Origin of the sequence: Glutamicibacter sp. (assembly GCF_050701915.1) — a bacterium.
In the GTDB taxonomy this organism is placed as follows: domain Bacteria; phylum Actinomycetota; class Actinomycetes; order Actinomycetales; family Micrococcaceae; genus Glutamicibacter.
Window position 1 is genome coordinate 146,610 of record NZ_JBOGEG010000004.1, and the last position, 16,683, is coordinate 163,292.

The 16,683-nt window shown below is 59.8% G+C and carries 14 protein-coding genes and 1 pseudogene; 8 read left to right on the forward strand and 7 right to left on the reverse strand.

Annotated features, from left to right (window positions below):
- Nucleotides 1–831: 831 nt before the first annotated feature.
- The 4 genes and pseudogenes from ACRDT3_RS05265 to ACRDT3_RS05280 form a co-directional block, all read right to left on the reverse strand.
- Nucleotides 832–1,200 (reverse strand): helix-turn-helix domain-containing protein, encoded by a 369-nt coding sequence (locus ACRDT3_RS05265; RefSeq protein ID WP_431491978.1) that lies wholly within the window; start codon nucleotides 1,198–1,200, stop codon nucleotides 832–834.
- The gene (locus ACRDT3_RS05270; protein WP_431491979.1) at nucleotides 1,190–2,308 is read right to left on the reverse strand and encodes a tyrosine-type recombinase/integrase; all 1,119 of its coding nucleotides are present in this window, start codon (nucleotides 2,306–2,308) and stop codon (nucleotides 1,190–1,192) included. Before ACRDT3_RS05270 ends, ACRDT3_RS05265 begins: the two co-directional genes overlap by 11 nt.
- Before the next feature lie 157 nt (nucleotides 2,309–2,465).
- Nucleotides 2,466–2,765 (reverse strand): annotated as a pseudogene (locus tag ACRDT3_RS05275) (hypothetical protein); the annotation flags it as partial.
- A 284-nt stretch (nucleotides 2,766–3,049) separates the two neighbouring features.
- Complete coding sequence (locus tag ACRDT3_RS05280; RefSeq protein WP_431491980.1) at nucleotides 3,050–3,937, reverse strand: LysR family transcriptional regulator; 888 nt, start codon at nucleotides 3,935–3,937, stop codon at nucleotides 3,050–3,052.
- Between the two features lie 101 nt (nucleotides 3,938–4,038).
- On the opposite strand from ACRDT3_RS05280, the gene ACRDT3_RS05285 reads away from it, so the two are divergent.
- The 6 genes from ACRDT3_RS05285 (at nucleotide 4,039) to ACRDT3_RS05310 (ending at nucleotide 10,436) form a co-directional block, all read left to right on the forward strand.
- Complete coding sequence (locus ACRDT3_RS05285) at nucleotides 4,039–5,472, forward strand: sulfatase-like hydrolase/transferase (RefSeq protein WP_431491981.1); 1,434 nt, start codon at nucleotides 4,039–4,041, stop codon at nucleotides 5,470–5,472.
- A gap of 46 nt (nucleotides 5,473–5,518) precedes the next feature.
- On the forward strand, nucleotides 5,519–6,853 hold the full coding sequence (locus ACRDT3_RS05290; RefSeq protein WP_431491982.1) for an MFS transporter: 1,335 nt from the start codon (nucleotides 5,519–5,521) through the stop codon (nucleotides 6,851–6,853).
- Nucleotides 6,854–6,999: 146 nt separating this feature from the next.
- On the forward strand, nucleotides 7,000–7,815 hold the full coding sequence (locus ACRDT3_RS05295; RefSeq protein WP_431491983.1) for a formylglycine-generating enzyme family protein: 816 nt from the start codon (nucleotides 7,000–7,002) through the stop codon (nucleotides 7,813–7,815).
- Nucleotides 7,816–7,863: 48 nt separating this feature from the next.
- Nucleotides 7,864–8,337, forward strand: coding sequence for an MBL fold metallo-hydrolase (locus tag ACRDT3_RS05300; RefSeq protein WP_431491984.1), 474 nt, complete (start codon nucleotides 7,864–7,866; stop codon nucleotides 8,335–8,337).
- A 37-nt stretch (nucleotides 8,338–8,374) separates the two neighbouring features.
- Nucleotides 8,375–8,974, forward strand: a complete 600-nt coding sequence (locus ACRDT3_RS05305) for an MBL fold metallo-hydrolase (RefSeq protein ID WP_431491985.1) — start codon at nucleotides 8,375–8,377, stop codon at nucleotides 8,972–8,974.
- A gap of 64 nt (nucleotides 8,975–9,038) precedes the next feature.
- A complete protein-coding gene (locus tag ACRDT3_RS05310; protein WP_431492015.1) occupies nucleotides 9,039–10,436 on the forward strand; it encodes an FAD-binding oxidoreductase in 1,398 nt (465 codons plus the stop codon).
- 307 nt (nucleotides 10,437–10,743) lie between these two features.
- On the opposite strand, the gene ACRDT3_RS05315 is transcribed toward ACRDT3_RS05310, so the two are convergent.
- Together ACRDT3_RS05315 and ACRDT3_RS05320 are read right to left on the reverse strand one after the other, a co-directional pair.
- The gene (locus ACRDT3_RS05315) at nucleotides 10,744–11,160 is read right to left on the reverse strand and encodes a LexA family protein (protein ID WP_431491986.1); all 417 of its coding nucleotides are present in this window, start codon (nucleotides 11,158–11,160) and stop codon (nucleotides 10,744–10,746) included.
- Nucleotides 11,161–11,431: 271 nt separating this feature from the next.
- Nucleotides 11,432–12,637: an MFS transporter gene (locus ACRDT3_RS05320; protein WP_431491987.1), complete on the reverse strand. Its 1,206-nt coding sequence runs from the start codon at nucleotides 12,635–12,637 to the stop codon at nucleotides 11,432–11,434.
- Nucleotides 12,638–12,752: 115 nt separating this feature from the next.
- On the opposite strand from ACRDT3_RS05320, the gene ACRDT3_RS05325 reads away from it, so the two are divergent.
- Entirely contained in the window at nucleotides 12,753–13,607 is an 855-nt protein-coding gene (locus ACRDT3_RS05325; protein ID WP_431491988.1) for an NAD-dependent epimerase/dehydratase family protein, read from the forward strand.
- A 236-nt stretch (nucleotides 13,608–13,843) separates the two neighbouring features.
- Here ACRDT3_RS05325 and ACRDT3_RS05330 read toward each other — a convergent pair whose 3' ends face one another.
- On the reverse strand, nucleotides 13,844–15,121 hold the full coding sequence (locus ACRDT3_RS05330; protein ID WP_431491989.1) for an NAD(P)/FAD-dependent oxidoreductase: 1,278 nt from the start codon (nucleotides 15,119–15,121) through the stop codon (nucleotides 13,844–13,846).
- Nucleotides 15,122–15,444: 323 nt separating this feature from the next.
- Here ACRDT3_RS05330 and ACRDT3_RS05335 point away from each other — a divergent pair, with 323 nt between their 5' ends.
- Nucleotides 15,445–16,650, forward strand: coding sequence for a hypothetical protein (locus ACRDT3_RS05335; RefSeq protein ID WP_431491990.1), 1,206 nt, complete (start codon nucleotides 15,445–15,447; stop codon nucleotides 16,648–16,650).
- Nucleotides 16,651–16,683 lie beyond the last annotated feature (33 nt).

Sequence of the window (16,683 nt, forward strand, 5' to 3'; positions counted from 1 at the left end):
TGAACATGTCTTGGATGACCGGTGCGATACGGCATCGATCGCACAAATGTCTTTCGCGAGAATACTGGTCTGACCCACAGCCGGGGCAAGCGTACCGGGCTGCTTTCCCAGCGCAGGCAGCACAGACCAGTTGAGTGTCTTGTTTGTAGTTCAGCAGTCGACGTTGCTGACACTGCGGACAAGTGCTGGGACGTCGCATGCCCAAATAGCACCGAGTGCACACCGGTTGCTCTTCGATGCGCAGCGAGATCCTCCCCATTTGAGCGCACAAAGAACAAACTTGTTGTGGTGATCGGTAACATCTGGTGCAGATCGGTTCGGGGTTTCGGGCTACCAAAGGTCCAAGCTGCTCGCAGTAGGAACATTGCTCGAAAGATCGAGGATCTTTGCGCCAGCAAGGACGGCAGAACGATTTCCCATCCACTGAATGATAGATCGCTCGGTCCTGTTGGCAGCTCGCGCAGGGTTTCTGCCGATATTTCTTCAGGCAGCTCGCGCAGTATCTTCCGCCATCAGGTGCTTTATTCACCATGATCAGTTCACGTTGGCAACCGGCACAGGCTGGGAGGACAACCCATTGAATCCCGGATTTTTTCAGTGCGTGGCACAGCTTCTGCAGCGGCACTGTCATATTTGGTTCTTGACCTGTGAGTAGTCCTGGATGTTTGCTTAGCGCCAGTTCAATATTGCGCAGTACCGGGGCACGGTCAGAGACCGACAGTAGTAGCGTTTCGCATTGGTTCTTGTTCAGTTCAGGAACGATATCGCACAGTTGCCTCGCCGTCGCAGTAAGCTGCTGCCCCAAAGGATGAGTTCTCCCTGCTTGACTCATCAATTTGGCCTTTGCTGGGTTTGTGACCCATTGGAGGATCCTGGTCTGCGGATCACTGCTCTTAACGGTCGCAAATCGCCGATCGGTGCTTTTGTCGGCTCAGAAGCATTGACGGTTTTTCGTGCAGTCGCTTCTTTCTCGTTAATGACGATCAGATCGTTCAGATCGCAATTCAGCCCGTGGCAGAGCGCTGCTAAAACATCCAGACGCACACGCTGCGGTTCACCGGTGACGAGACGATAAATTTGTTCACGGGATAATTCAATGTCATGTTCAGCCAGCAAGGGGATGAGTTTCGTCGTCTGATAGATTCCCCGAGAAGCCATCACCGCGCGCAAATTCCACGTCGTCTCTAGTTTAATGCTCATGTTTTGATACTTCTCCTAACAATTTCTGCACTGCAGTATTCAAGATGCGGTTCTTATAATCAGAACTCACGGAAGTGTAGATTGCGGTAGACGACGCATGAAGATGCCCGGCTTGTTCCTGAACAAATCGTTCCGCGTAGCCGAACTCAATCAGATGTGTGACATAAGAATGCCTTAAGCTATGCAACGTCAGAGCTTGCGGCAGTCCTGCTTCGGCACGGATTTCCGCGAATCTGCGATCGAGGTATCCTGCCGAAAGGCGTGTCTGGCGTTCAGTAACCCACACTGCGTCCAAGTCATGGGTTCCGAAGCGGGGCCGGCCTTGTTCCACCCATTGCTTCATTCCCTCGATCCACCATCGAAATTCCGGTATCAGCAAGACCGTGCGACGCCGCGGTGCACTTCCTGCAGCACTCTTCGCGAACCTGATATGCACCGCCCCGTAATTACCGAATTGAGGTACGGCTGGATTGTGATGCATATCAGTCAGATCGAGCATTACCGCTTCGGTGCGGCGTAGTCCGAACGCATAGATCGTTTTCACTAATTGCGCATCGCGTAAAGCTCCCAACGCACCCTTCTTACCGGCCTTGACTAATGCTTCGACTTTCGCATCAGCAGTATCGAAGAAGGTTTGCAACTCATCATAGGAGAAGGGCCGGCGAGCTGGATCCGCTTCGTAGTCTAGCCGGTGCACGATCGTGTTCCACGGTAAGCAAATTTGCGAAGGAACCTGTCCAAAGAGCTCCTGACAGGTTTCGGCCCAGTCGTAATGAGCGTTGGTGATGTAATCGCAGAAAACCCGCAACGTGCCATGCTGATTTCTCAACGTCGCCAAAGTGAGCTTATGTGAACTAGCATCATTGCTGAATTGCTCAACATCTCCAACTCGCCACTGCCATGGATAAGCCTGCGTAAAGTCACGGAACCGGCGAATGATGGCCAATCGCGCCATCACAGTTGAATCTTTCAGTCCACGGCTGCGCTGCTGATCAGCCCATCCAGAAAGCATCGCTGTAAACACTGTTTCTTCAGGATGCAGCGCCGTTACTTGATCCGAGGAACGTAGGACTCTTAACGCTGCGATCCGGTCACCATTTTGATGCATACTATGCAACATTAGTATGTTTTTTGACTGATTTGAAGAGCGGATTATTTCTTGGGCGGCTGACTTGGCATGAAACCAGCAAGCTAAACTCGAATCAGGGCCAATAGTGCACCTTATTTAGCATCGCGAGATGCATTCAACGCAACTCACGATCGTTCATGACCCGGGCAGAAATGTCGCCGTACAGTTCATAGTTGCTCGACCGCACCGCGAGGTTGTGGGAGTCCATATAGCGCTGGACCTTGAAGAATGGTTCACCGGTGGGAATGCCCAGATCCTTGGCTTCCTGGGAACGAGCCACCACGCAGCCGTCATTGTTCGACAGCACCACAACGGGGCGATTGCGCAGCGAGTAGTCGAAGGCTCGCTCGCAGGAGACATAGAAATTGTTGACGTCCACCAGGGATACGTGATCAGCGTGTTGGTAAACGTGGTTATCACATCCGTTGAAGTTCATCCGATCAATCTCAGCGTGGATCATTCGACAGTACACTTACTATCCGAACAAAATTTTTAATTAACGATCCAATGGATTCTAATTATAGAACTTTTATTCGATTCCTGTTCAGGCACCCTCGAACGAGTGATTATGACAGGTTTGGATGGCTCAGGTTCAGGCGGGGCCAGAAAAACTTGGCATTGCCAATTCCGACCGGCCTCTCGGATGCACTCCCGATGAATATCGCCAAGACGCTACCTTCTATCAAAATTGCATAAAAAGCGGCGCACATGTCTTCGAACCTAAGGTGCCCGGGGTGTGTGTCGGATTCCTGTTGCGATTTGCAGGAATGCTTCCGCTGCCGGGGAGAGCACTCCCTCGCGGTGAGAAAGGATTATCGGGCGTCGCAGTTCCGGTCGCAGGGGCCTGAGTATGCAGTCACCGATTCGCGCACTCATGGGAGTCCACCAGAGCGCGAAGCCGGCACCCGCTTCGACAAGCGGAAGGATTCCGTCGGGACTTCCGAGTTCGATCCGCACCTTCGGCGCCAAGTTTCGTTGGGATAACTCTTGTTCAAACCAGCGTCGGGAGATGGAACGGTCCCGGTGCATGCAGACCAAGTCGAGGGCGGCCAGTTCCGTGACGTCGATGGGCTCGCCGCTGTTCGCGGAGCCGGGTGGCATGAGGGCCTGCAGTCTTTGGTGTCCTACGGTCCGGGTTTCCAGGCCCAACACCGCAGGCGGGGCAACCGTTAGCCCGAGGTTGAACCGGCCGCTGCGCACTTGCGCGGCGATGGCCTCATCGTCGATCTCAGCGTGCACCCGTACCCCGACATCCGGATGAGCTTTGCGGAAGGCGACGATGAATTCCATGAGCCAGCCGGAGGCCAGGGCTGGCACCGCTCCGATGTCTAGATGCCCCCCGGCCAGGCCGAGGACGTCTCTGACCCGTTCCTGGGCCATGCTGAAGTCGCGCAGCACCTGGCGGGCCGGTTCCACGAGAGCTTGTCCGGTCGCGGTCAAGATGAGTCCGGCGGGTGAGCGGCTGAAGAGCTGCCCGCCAACTTCCTTCTCCAGCGTTCGCAGTGCGACCGAGATTGTCGGCTGGGTAACGTGCAACTCCAACGCAGCGGCGGAGGCATTTCCCGTATCGACCACGGCGAGGAAATATTCGAGTTGCCTGCGTTCCATCACCCTCCATAAAAATTCACTATCGAGTCCATGAAAACAAATCATTAGATACTATAGCCCATCCTATGTAGCGTGGATCACAAGCACAATCACGGAGAGTCATGTCGCCAAACCTTTTGATCCTTATGTCGGACCAGCATGTCCCGTACGCCTGTGGGGCCTACGGCAGCGATATTGCGCGAACGCCTAATCTGGACGCCTTGGCGACGCGGGGCACCGTTTTTGACGGTGCCTACTGTAATTCGCCAATCTGTGTACCTTCCCGCGCATCGATGGCGACCGGCAGGTTCGTCCACCGCACAGGGAACGCGGACAACGCCTCACCGTACCTCGGATCTGAAGCACCGAGCTGGGGACACCGGGCGGCCTCCGCGGGCATCCCGACCACGACAATCGGCAAACTGCATTACCGGTCAGCCCAGGATGATACCGGTTTTCCGGATCAGCGCCGGCCGTTGCATGTGCGGGATGGCAAGGGAGATCTGTTCCATGCTCTGCGTGAGGCGCAGCCGCCGGCCGTCCAGTTGCGCGGAGCCCTGGTCGATACCGTCGTCGGCGATTCCGATTACATCAGGTTTGACCGGGCGGTCGCCGCCGAGGCCGTTGAGTGGCTGGAGGAAAAGGCGTCCGGGGAGGGGCCGTGGCTGGGCAAGGTCTCTTTCGTCACGCCGCATTACCCGTTCACTGTTCCCCAGGAGTTCCTCGACCTGTATCCGCTCGAGTTGCTGCCAATGCCTAGGCGGAACGATCCGCTGGAGTGGGATAACCACCCGGCGGTGGAGATCTACCGGCGCGGCTGCGGCCTGAACGAACCGCTATCACGGAAGGAGACGCTGCGCGCGGTGCAGTCCTACTACGGCCTGGTCAGCTTCATGGACGCCCAGGTCGGCCTTGTCTTAGATGCCCTTGAAGCGACAGGGCAGGCGGAGAACACCATCGTCCTATATGTTTCCGACCACGGTGAGCTGTTGGGCACCAACGGCCTATGGTTCAAGGGCACAATGGGTGAAGGTTCCGTCCGGATCCCTGCCATGCTCGCCGGCCCCGGTGTCCCGGCCGGCCAGCGGTGCGCCACGAACGTGTCTCTGGTGGATGTGTTCCCCACCGTGATCGATGCCCTCAACCTGGACCCAAGGCCGGAGGATGAAGACCTGCCGGGGCGTTCGCTGCTGACCATCGCGAATGAGCCGTCCGACAGCGAGCGGACGGTGTTCAGCGAATACCACTCTGCGAACTCGCACACCGGGTCTTTCATGATCCGCCGCGGCCCCTGGAAGTACGTCCGCTACACAGGGTTCGAAGAACGGCTCTACAACCTGGAAACCGACCCTTGGGAGGACAATGACCTGGCGGAGGACCCGGCGTATGCGTCAAAGCTTGAGGAATGCCGGAACGCGATGCTGGAAATCTGCGACCCGGATCTGGTCGATGAACGGATCCGCGCTGAACAGCGTCGGCGGGTCGAAGCATACGGAGGCGTCGACGCCGTCCTGAAACGGCCGCTTATGGCCTACTCCCCGGCCAACTCCTCCTGATGCAGCCGGAAAACACCCCCTTCCCGTCACTCACAAAGGCGTGCACATGTCTCAGATAACCCCTACCCCACCCGCTCAGCTGCGCATGGTCCGTAAAGCGGCCGTCGGCTCCGCAGTTGGCACTACCATCGAGGCCTACGACTTCCAGATCTACGGCGTGGCCTCCGCCCTGGTATTCAGCACCGTGTTCTTCTCCGACATCCCGCCTTCCCTCGGTGTGGTGTTCTCCTTCGCTACCCTTAGCGTCGGCTTCCTTGCCCGGCCCGTCGGTGCCATGATTTTTGGTCACTTCGGCGACAAGGTCGGCCGTAAGCAGCTGCTCATTATCGCGCTGATGGGCGCCGGGGGGTGCACGACCCTGATGGGCCTGCTGCCCACCCACGCCCAGGTCGGGATATGGGCCCCGGTGCTGCTCGTGGCCCTCAGACTGCTGCAGGGTATCTTCCACGGCGGCGAGCAGGGCGGTGCGGTTCTCATGGCCGTCGAACACGCCCCCGCGCACCGCCGCGGCTGGTACGGCAGCTGGGCCTTCCTCGGCAGCCCCGGCGGAACGCTGCTCGCCGCCGGCGTGATGGGTATTACCATCACCGCCACGGGAGAGAACTTCCTCACCTGGGGCTGGCGCATCCCGTTCGTGATCAGCTTCATCCTGCTCGGCGTCGGCATGATCATCCGCTCCACTGTGACCGAAAGTCCCGAGTTCGCGAAACTGAAGAAATCCGACGGCCACGCCAAAGCCCCGATGATCGAAGTCATCAAGAAGTCCTGGCGTCTGGTCCTGGTCTCCATCGGTGTGAACCTCGGCTTCAACGGCTTCGTCTGGGTCCTGATCAGCTATTCCCTGGCCTACGGCACCCAGTATTTGGGGTACGAACGCGAATTCATGCTGCAGGGCACCCAGATCGGCTCGGTCGCCATGATCGTCGCGATCCTCTTCTTCGCCCGACTCTCCGACAAAATCGGCCGGATGAAGGTCATGTTGGGCGGGGCCCTGTTCATCCTGCTTTACCCGTTCCCGATGTTCGCCCTCCTCGACTCCGCCCGGCCCTCGCTGGCTATCGCCGCGCTCGTCATCGGGTTCGTCGGTGCCTCCGCCGTTTTCGGCCCGTTGGCAGCGTTCCTGGTCGAGCTCTTCCCCACCAAGGTCGCCTACAGCGGCGTCTCGGTCGGTTACTCCCTCGGTGCCGTCCTCGGCGGCGGCCTGGCCCCCTTCATCGCCAGCCTGCTCATGGAAGTCTCCGGCGGACAGTCCTGGACCGTCGCGCTCTATCTGGCCCTCGGCGGTGCCATCAGCCTCATTTCCCTGCTCTTCCTGCGCTCTTTCCGTTCCACCTCTGGGGAGGCCCGAAACCCTCAGGTCGCGGAGACACGGGCATCATGAACACCCGACGTTCCTGCTGTACCCCCGCCCGCCCCATGGCTGGGACGGGGGGGCCGTCCGCCTCCGGTCCACCAGCCCCGGCAGAAGCCGGCCGCCCCGACGGTCACAGGATCGAGGAGGCTCTTATTCCCGCCGGGACCTTCGAGATGGGCGATGCCTTCGGAGACGGGTACCCCGCCGACGGCGAGACCCCAGTGCATCCTGTTCGGATCTCCGCCTTCGCCCTAGACACCACGGCAGTCACCAACCGGCAGTTCGCAGCGTTCTGCGCATCCACCGGGTATCGCACCGAATCCGAACGACACGGAGCCTCCCCAGTCTTCCACCTGCTCGCTAAAGCCGAACGGAAAGACATTCTCGGCACGTCTGCAGAGGCCCAATGGTGGCTCAACGTCCGCGGCGCAGACTGGGCCCACCCGCACGGGCTCGGCTCGCACTGGTCCGATCTTCCGGACCATCCCGTCGTCCACGTTTCATGGAATGACGCCCAGGCCTACTGCGTCTGGGCCGGACGACGGCTGCCCACCGAAGCCGAATGGGAATACGCTGCCCGTGGCGGGATGACCGGGCAGCGCTACGCCTGGGGCAACGACCTCACCCCAGACGGGGAACACCGCTGCAACATCTGGCAGGGTCGCTTTCCCGACCGGAACACCGGCGACGACGGACACATCGGTACCGCCCCTGTCGCTTCGTTCGTAGCCAACGGCTACGGCCTGTTCGATATGGCCGGAAATGTTTGGGAATGGTGCCAGGACTGGTTCCATCCCAAGTATTACAAGCTTTCTCCTGACACGGACCCGCAGGGCCCACCGTTCGGTCTTGGCCACTGCCTGCGAGGCGGTTCCTACCTGTGTCATGAATCCTACTGCAACCGTTACCGGGTCGCGGCCCGCAGCTCCGCCCCGGATGACACCGCGAGCGGAAACTGCGGCTTCCGTACTGCCCGCACCCTGACCTAGTAAAGGATCAACATATTTTCCCAGCAACATACTCCAACACGTAGGGTCATGCTCGGCGGACTCGCTGCCGTCGGGGTTCTTCCCCTGCTCGGCGCCTGCGCGAAGCCGGCCGCTTCGGCATCTTTGCGTTCCACTGCCCACACGAAGGTCGTCCTTTTAGGCACAACCGGCGGCCCAGCCTGGAGCACGGGTCCTGCTGCCCGCCAGTGCATCGCATCCGCACTGGTGGTGGGAGACCGTTACTACCTGATCGATGCCGGCGAAGGGGTCGGCACCAGCCTCATGGCCGCCAAGCTCGGGAACTGGCAGAATCGGCAGCCCCTCAGCGCCCTGCACGGCATCTTCGTGACCCACCTGCATTCTGACCACATAGCGGATCTGTCCAACATCCTGAGCCTCGGAATCTACAACGGCCTGGCCCGGAAGAAGCAGCCCATACCCATCTGGGGACCAGGAAACCGGGGTGTTCTGCCATCGAAGACCGGATCCCAGGTAGCACCCCCCCGTTGTTGCACCGGATAATCCGACCCCAGGCACCGAGGAGACCGTCGATCTGATCGTGCGCGCGTTCGCGACCGACTACAATGACCGCGCCATTGACAGCGGAAAACCGGTGCCTCAAGAACTGTTCCATGCCCGGGACATTCCACTGTCTGAACAGGCCCTGCTCGATCCCAACGAAAGTCCACACCCCAGGATGAAGCCGTTCGTCTTTTATGAAGACGACCGGGTCAAAGTCTCCGCCACGCTGGTCGCCCATGCACCTGTGTTCCCCGCATTGGCCTTCAGGTTCGACACTGATGACGGGAGCGTCGTTTTCTCCGGCGACACTGGTCCGAGCGAAAACCTCATCCGGATGGCACGGGGAGCGGACATCCTGGTCCACGAAGTGATCGCCCCGGAAGGAGCGGCACAACGATACCCCGAGCCGCGCAGCCCCGAAGACGAGGCCGCATACCAACACCTCCTTACATCGCATACATCCGTAGACGTAGTAGGGTCCATCGCCCAGCGGGCAGGTGTGCCAACCCTGGTTCTGACGCACTTTGTCCCGGCCGGCTGGCCGCTCGAACGCTGGCGCGACGCGCAGAAAGGCTACGACGGCCGCGTGATTGTAGGCGCCGACCTAGACGAGATTGGACTCGACGCAAACCGCTAGACCTTACCCGAAGGCCGTGCCCCTTCCCCGCCCTATCGCCGAATCTGCCAAACCGAACCCGAGGATCCCTATACCCATCGCCCAACTCACCCATGTCGTTGAAGCCCTCCAGTCCGCATTGCCCGGACGGGTCAATACCGACCCGGCAGAACTAGCCTCCTACACAATCGACCGGTCAGGGCACCGTTCCGCCGGTGTCCCTCTGGCAGCGGTCAGTCCACAAACCATCGAGGACGTGCAGACCGTGTGCCGGATTGCCTCCGCGGCTCGAGTTCCCCTGGTTAGCCGCGGTGCCGGCACCGGGTTGGCCGGCGGCGCAGTTGCAGGAGCCGGCGAGATTGTCCTGTCTCTGACGGATATGGACCGGATTCTGGAAATTTCGCCGGAGAACCGACTCGCAGTTGTTCAGCCCGGTATTCTCAATTGCCAGCTCAACAGCGTTCTCGCAGATTACCGCCTGTGGTGGGCCCCCGACCCGGCCAGCAAGGACATCTCCACCGTCGGCGGCAACATCGCCATGAACGCAGGCGGACTGCTTTGCGCCAAATACGGAGTCACACGCGAAGCCGTCCTCGCCCTTAAGGTTGTCCTCGCCGACGGTACCCTACTTTCGGTCGGGCACCGCACGGTCAAAGGCGTCACCGGCTACGACCTGAGTGCCTTGATGATCGGATCCGAGGGGACGCTGGGCATCATCGTTGAGGCCACCCTCAAACTCCAGCCCGTCCCGGAAGGCGACACGGTCACCATCGGGGCGTTTTTCGACTCGGTCGAGGAAGCAGCCGCAGCCGCTGGAACCGTCACCACCAGTGGACTCGTCCCGTCCATCATGGAACTGATGGACGGACGCACTCTCGAATGCGTCGCAAAGTACACCGGCCAGGACCTGCTCAGCAGCGGCGGCGCGTACCTGCTGATCCAATCCGACGGACCGGCCGCCGCAGACACCGCCGGACGCATCGCCGAGCTCGCTCTCAACGCGGGTGGGAGGGTCGAGACGACCACCGATCCGGCAGAATCCCAGCGCCTGCTCGACCTGCGCCGCAGCGCATTCCCAGCCCTGGAAGCGATGGGCACCATGCTGGTCGAGGATATCGCCGTCCCCAGGAGCAAAATGACCGAGGCGTTCGCAGCGATCCGTCGGCTCGAAGACAAATATGGCCTCGTTATCGCGACCACCTGCCACGCCGGAGACGGAAACCTGCATCCCACCTTCGTCTTCGACGGCACCGATGTGCCGCCGAAGGTCTGGTCCGCTGCTGGGGAACTGTTTGCCACCGCGCTTGAACTCGGCGGCACGCTCACCGGTGAGCACGGCGTTGGGCTGCTCAAACGCAAATGGCTGCAGGACGAACTCGGCCAGGCCCAATACGCGATCCAACGCCGAATTAAAGAAGTCTTCGATCCGCACAATCTTCTCAACCCTGGCAAGGTATTCCTCGACGGGACTCTAACCGTCTAAACGCAGCCGTGACCGGCGAAACGGCAATTCAGCCATGCTCGGGAATTGACGATGACCAGTCCCACACAGTTTGTGCTGCCGTTTGCATTCGTTGCCACGGTATTTCCGCGCCCTACTATTCCGACGCCGTCGTGCAGGCTCCCTTAACGCGACCCTCCCGCAGTACTGGACCGCCGGGATCGACATTAAACGGGAGATTGTCAATGTATATTCTCGTCATCTGCGTCGATTCAGGCACTACTTTGAAATCTCCGAGGATTATTAGTCCTTGTGAGGGGCTGTTTCTCCCGTTTAGCGGGATTATCAGTCAATTGACATGATGCAGGCACCTGGTAATCACGCCGAAGGCGTTGACTTCGTCGCCTTCGGTCAGCACCACAGGCAGCGGCGATTCATCGCTGAGCAGCCCGACTTCTTGGCCATCGATCTGCCAGCGGCGCACCAGCATCTGCCCGTTGAGGTTCACGACTACCACAGAGCCATGGCGCACGGAGAGCGAACGGTCCACGATTACTTCATCGCCGTCATGGATTCCTGCTGATTGCATGGCGTTGCCGGAGACGCGCATGATGAAGGTGGAAACCCGGTCACGCACCAGCAAACGGTTCAGATCCAGGCCGCCGTCGAAATAATCGCGGGCTGGCGAGGGGAATCCCATTGCAGAGATCGCTTGGACCGGTCCATGGCTGGCACCCGGAGGCATCATTTCTTGTTCGTCAGCCACACCCACCACTCCCTGCTGAAAGCTAGTACAAATATTCGAATACTTGATTGTATCGTGTTGCGGCGCAGCACTTCACCTCCAGCGGACTCCCCGTTTGCGTTCAGCAAGACAGTACTTCAACACCACGGGTCAGAGGTGGCAGAAATTATTGGAACCGTTGGAGGAAGGATCTCCTTTACCTGATGCCTGGCTCGCGCGCTGAGCCATGATTTCAGTGATCTGAGCTCGGTTCAGGCAACAGCCCCGGAGCGAAATGCTGCGTAGCGGCGACTCATCGATTCGAGATAGGACTTTGTCCGTTCCTGCGCTTGAGCAATACAAGGCTCAAGGCGATAGCCAGTAGCGTCCCGACACCGGAAAAGACGATAATCAGCTGGGCAGGCTCAACAAACAACCCCGGGGTCCCGACAAGATATCCCAGCGCAACCATGATGTTGATCATCATCCGAAGCTGGGCCCACGCCGCACCATGCCGGGATTCTGGCACGTAGTCGTAGATCGCCGTTCGCACCCCAGTATTATGCAGCCCGTTGCCCACTCCGCCCAGTAAGAAGACCACAGCCAGACCCGCAGGATTAGCCCAAAGCCCCTCAACCAGAATTGCGGCTCCGACTCCAGCACCACCGAGCAGGATCGGCAGCGCGCTGCGCGCGCCAAACCGCTGGTTGCCGCCAACCAGCGAACCGGCCACAGCTCCCAGCGACCAAGCCCCCAGCAGTACCGCGTACCCGGTGTCCGTGGCGGTCACTTCACGCAGATAGAACACCCCGGCCACCCCCTCGGCAGCCGTGAACAACACAATGGCCGCCATTGGAAGCAACAGCACACGCAGACGCCAGTCGTGCAGCAAGACCGCGGTGCTTCGTGCAGCAGCGGCCGCATGCGGCGCGGTAGGCGCGGCGGAAGCAGCAGTTTCATCCGGATTCGAGCGCTGCGAAGAAAAGAGCAGCACCGCCGCCACGGCGAGGATCACGAAACCTAACGCCGCGCACCACAGCACAACACCCAGGCCACGTGCTGCAAAAACGAAGGAAGCAACGGCAGGGGCAATGATGCCGGCCAGCGAGGTCGCCACCACAAGAAAGCTGCTGGTCCGGGCGACGCTGAATCCCCCGCGGATTCGTGGGATGAGTTTGAAGATCACTGCACCGTTGACGACTGCGCAAACGCTGGCCACGGACATCAGAGCCAAGCTGGCAATGATGCTTCCGGCCAGCGCCATGGCTGCAAATACCAGCACGTGCAGACCTAGATTGATGATCCATACGCGCCAAAGCGCAGAACCGTCCACCCAGCGCCCCACCCAAGGAGCAAAGACCACCGGAGGCACCAGCCCTGCCAAGAATAATGCGGTGACGCCCCATGACCCCAGTTCGTCTGCCGTTGCAAGGGTCAAAGCGAAAACGGCCATGCCCTCGCCGAGCATGGAGAAGAAGACCACGGCAGCAAAGATCACGCAACGCGCTGACGCACCCATGCTCCTCCTGCTTTTGACCACTTGACGGTTGGCCAACTCGATCGACTCCCGCCAAAGCCCTAGTCTAGAGGCAGAAGAATTCACGCCACCTACTGCAACGCACCCAAGGAGTCTCGTGAAGGTATTACTGGTCAGCTGCGGAGATGTCGCCACCGAAGCCGGACTGCGTTTCCACGCCCATGGCCATGAGGTCACTGCCTGGCGCCGCCAGGCAGACAAGTTCCCTGGCCAATTCACAGGCCACAGCGCGGACTTGCTCGTGCCTGCTAAGTGGCCGGCCATCGACCCGGAAACCGACATCGTGGTACTGACCCCCGTTCCCGTCACGCGCGACGCCGAAGGCTACCAACGCAGCTACTTGAACGTGGCCAAGGAGCTGGCTACCCGCGTCGCGGCGGACTGCCCGAAGCTGCGACGTTTCATCTACGTCTCCTCCAGCGCCGTCATGGGCGGTGAAGCAGGTCAATGGGTCGACGAATCAGCGCCGTTGGCTCCAACCCGCGAGACTTCGAAGGTCTTGGCGCAGACCGAAATCGCGCTCGCCGGCAGCGGATTGCCAGTGACCATTTTGCGAGCCTCTGGAATTTACGGACCGGGACGCACCCGCCTGATCGACATGGTTCGCTCAGGCACTGCGCAGCTGCCAATACAGTCGCACTGGACCAATCGCATCCACCGCGATGATCTGGCCCAAGCCATAGTCCATGTCGCCGCTCTTGGCGAGCAGGCAGCGGAACTGTATCTGGCCAGCGACAGCGCCCCGGCTCAGCTCGGCGAGGTCTACGAGTTCCTTGCCAAGCAACTCGACCTACCCGTACCGCCAAGTGCCTCCGAAGCGCCGACACGTAGGGCTGCGGACCGGCGGCTGGATAATGCTCGACTGTTAGCTAGCGGATTACAGCTCGAATATCCCAGCTATGCCCAGGGATATCGCCACATCCTCGAAGGAACTTCCACTCGCCACCAGTAAATTGGCTGGTTGCCGATGAACTGAAATTCGGATCCGCACCGAGTATCTTAAGGGCACCCCAGCCATCAAGCCGGGATACCCCGTGGCACTGCCCTTCGTTCACGACAAGGAGAGGCGCGAAAGCGCTTGTGCGAATTGTGGTCCTGAATCCCCAAAAGACAAACCGGCTTGCGGTGCATCGAAATGATGCACCGCAAGCCGGTTCTCTTTTTCGTTCCGGGTGTGGACCGAAACGCCTAGAAACCCTTACGCAGCGGGTTGAAGTGCCGAGCAATGGAAGGGGCCTGCTGGCCGGTGATCTGGGCAGCGAGGATCTTGCCGGTCAGTGGACCGAGCGCAACGCCCCACATGCCATGGCCGCCACCGACTGAGACGCGCGCAGAGCCAGTCTGGCCGACCAGTGGCATGCCATCGGCGGTGCATGGCCGTCCGCCAACCCACTCTTCCTTGCGGTTTTCCCAGTTGATGCCCTTGTAGACCGGGGTCGCAGCGGCGACGATGGCCTCAATACGCTTGGGCTCCAGCTTGTGGTTGACGTCGCGGAACTCCATGGTGCCAGCGATGCGGAAGCGATCGCCCAGCGGGGTGCAGGCTACACGCTGGGTTGGGAAGTAGATCGGGTGCGTTGGCATGTCTTCTGGCTCAACGGTGAACGAGTAGCCACGGCCTGCCTGGACCACAACGTTCACACCGAACTTGCTGGCCATGTCGGTCATCCAAGCACCGGTAGCCAGCACCACGTGATCGGCGGTGATTGAACGGCCTTCGGAACCGATGACGGTGACCGAGCTGCCATTGTCGCGCACATCGGTGACGTTGAAGGCGCCGATAATGTCGCCGCCGCGGGCGATGACGGATTCAGCCAGCGATTCCATGAACTTCGGCGGGTTGATGTAGCGCTGGTTCTTGATGGCTACGCCGGCAGCGACCTTATTGGACAGGGTTGGCTCGATGCCACGCAGTTCGTCACCGCTGAGCAATTCGAATTCAACTTCGCCGCCGGTCTTCTCGATCATCTCGAATTCATGCAGCAGGGCATCGCGGTCGCTGAGCGAGGTGAAGCCCGTCAGGAATGGATCTGCTGGCTTGGTCAGCTCCTGCACGCCTGGCCCTGCCGAAGTCGCCTGTGCGATTTCGTCGAAGGCATCCAAACCGGTTGCGCCGATTTCCGAGTAGACCCGCATGGCTTCTTCCCACTTCTTCGGGGTCGAATGCCAGGCAAAACCGATCAGGAAGCGGAGCAACTTGGCATCGGCTTTCAGCGGAATGTAGAGCGGGGATGCCGGGTCGAGCATCATCTTCAGGCCGTTCTTGAAGATTGCAGGCTCCGCGATGGGCAGGGTCAGGGCTGGGGTCAGCCAGCCGGCGTTACCCCAGGAGGAACCGGACGCGACGCCGCCACGGTCCACGACGGTGACTTTAATGCCCGCTTCCTGCAGGTACCAAGCGGTCGACAGGCCAACAAAGCCAGCGCCCACAACAACGACATGATCTGGCACGTTTACTCCAGCCATGATCCACTCTCCTAGCATTTCGACGGCCTCTCCACACGAGCCCGCATGTGTTCACTGTCGCGCGATCCTCGGGGAAAATCAACGCGCTCTGACGATTCGACGGTGAGCGCCACCACACCTGCATGAGGTTCGTGTTTTTTGCGGAAAATGATTGGCTATTCCGAACTTTCAACAAGGACTTGCTCGCACGCGGGAACTTTCCCCATTGCCTGCATCACTATTGCCCATCAGGAACTTCTCCCCCAGCGCGTCCTGCGTAGACTGGAGGGAAGCGAATTACCAATCCCGCCGATCAGCCATTTCTAAGGAACTGCACCACACTCATGGCCTCACGTAAAACAGCCAAGAAGAAGCCTGCCCAGGGTCACCCAGCCCGCCGTTCCGGCGCCAGCAGCGTGCCTTTTGAATCTGAAGTGCGCCAAGCTCTTCAGCCGTTCAAGTCCTCGCTCTTCCGCCACTTCCACGAAGAAGGCCAGGCAGCCAGCGAGACCCGCGCAGCGCTCGAAGGCCTAACCACCCTGCTGACCGTGCATGCCCAGCTACGCAAGAGTGTTGACGTCAAAACCCTGGATCCAACGATTTTGGGTGAACAGCTGGGCCACCTGACGTCGCTGGGCAAGGAAGTTTCGGAAGCCAGTGCTGCGATCCTCAAGCATTACCTGACTTTCCTAGGCACGACCGCTAATTTCGGCGGAAGCGTGGATGACTTCAAGCAGACTTTCGAGTTCCTCTCCCGCATGGCTGGCGATTCGCCTATCGTGGCACCCTACCTCGAAGATGATGAGGCCAATGGCAGCCTCGAAGCAATGCCTTTCGTTTTCGCGGCTCGCGAGTTGATCAGCTGGGTTGGCGAAGGCAAGCCAACCACCCCAGCTGGCGTTCTCACCGGAGATACGCTGCAGGATGCAGCCAGCGCGCTGGGCCTGTTCGTCAAGGTAGATGAATCCGCTGGCGTTCCAGAGGATGCCCAGTGGGAGCCGGAAGACGGCACTGCCGTTTCTTCGCTGGCCGATATTCCACGCCTGTCGGCATACTGGGACGCCCTGATCGGCACGGCCATGCTGCGTTACCAGGAACCGAATGCAACCCCAACCGAGTCGCTCAGCGATGCTCTGCTGGCTTCCAGCGGACAAGGCGCCCGCTTGGTCAAGGAGCTGATTGCAGAGGTTCTCTACTCGCATATCCTGATCAACACCCTGGAGAAGCCGGGCAGGGCGCAGATCGCCGAGATGGTAGCCGGCGTGTTGAGCAATGCCGCATCATCGACTCCGCCGCGTGCCGAGTTTGCGTTGCAAGTTCCGACCGAAGATGACCTTCCCGCCGAGCAGCATCACCTGATTGCCAGTCTTGAAGAGGTTGTCCCCCAGGTCGAGTCCCTGCTGCGCGTCTTTGAACGCGAAGGCCTTGTCGAGATTAGTGACGAGATCACGATTCCTGTGGTCTTGCGCTCTTCGCTGGAACGAGCGCTGGCCAAGGTTTCGGATCATGTTTTGAAAGGCACCCAAGAAGCGGAGACTTCCGAGGTTTAATTCACCAGCAACGCCAAAGGGTGCGAGAACTAA

Excerpts from the sequence above, each read along its gene's own strand:
- ACRDT3_RS05265 (WP_431491978.1), bottom strand. The coding sequence starts at position 1,200 with ATGAGCATTAAACTAGAGACGACGTGGAATTTGCGCGCGGTGATGGCT.
- ACRDT3_RS05270 (WP_431491979.1), bottom strand. The coding sequence starts at position 2,308 with ATGCATCAAAATGGTGACCGGATCGCAGCGTTAAGAGTCCTACGTTCC.
- ACRDT3_RS05280 (WP_431491980.1), bottom strand. The coding sequence starts at position 3,937 with ATGGAACGCAGGCAACTCGAATATTTCCTCGCCGTGGTCGATACGGGA.
- ACRDT3_RS05285 (WP_431491981.1), top strand. The coding sequence starts at position 4,039 with ATGTCGCCAAACCTTTTGATCCTTATGTCGGACCAGCATGTCCCGTAC.
- ACRDT3_RS05290 (WP_431491982.1), top strand. The coding sequence starts at position 5,519 with ATGTCTCAGATAACCCCTACCCCACCCGCTCAGCTGCGCATGGTCCGT.
- ACRDT3_RS05295 (WP_431491983.1), top strand. The coding sequence starts at position 7,000 with ATGGGCGATGCCTTCGGAGACGGGTACCCCGCCGACGGCGAGACCCCA.
- ACRDT3_RS05300 (WP_431491984.1), top strand. The coding sequence starts at position 7,864 with ATGCTCGGCGGACTCGCTGCCGTCGGGGTTCTTCCCCTGCTCGGCGCC.
- ACRDT3_RS05320 (WP_431491987.1), bottom strand. The coding sequence starts at position 12,637 with ATGGGTGCGTCAGCGCGTTGCGTGATCTTTGCTGCCGTGGTCTTCTTC.
- ACRDT3_RS05330 (WP_431491989.1), bottom strand. The coding sequence starts at position 15,121 with ATGGCTGGAGTAAACGTGCCAGATCATGTCGTTGTTGTGGGCGCTGGC.
- ACRDT3_RS05335 (WP_431491990.1), top strand. The coding sequence starts at position 15,445 with ATGGCCTCACGTAAAACAGCCAAGAAGAAGCCTGCCCAGGGTCACCCA.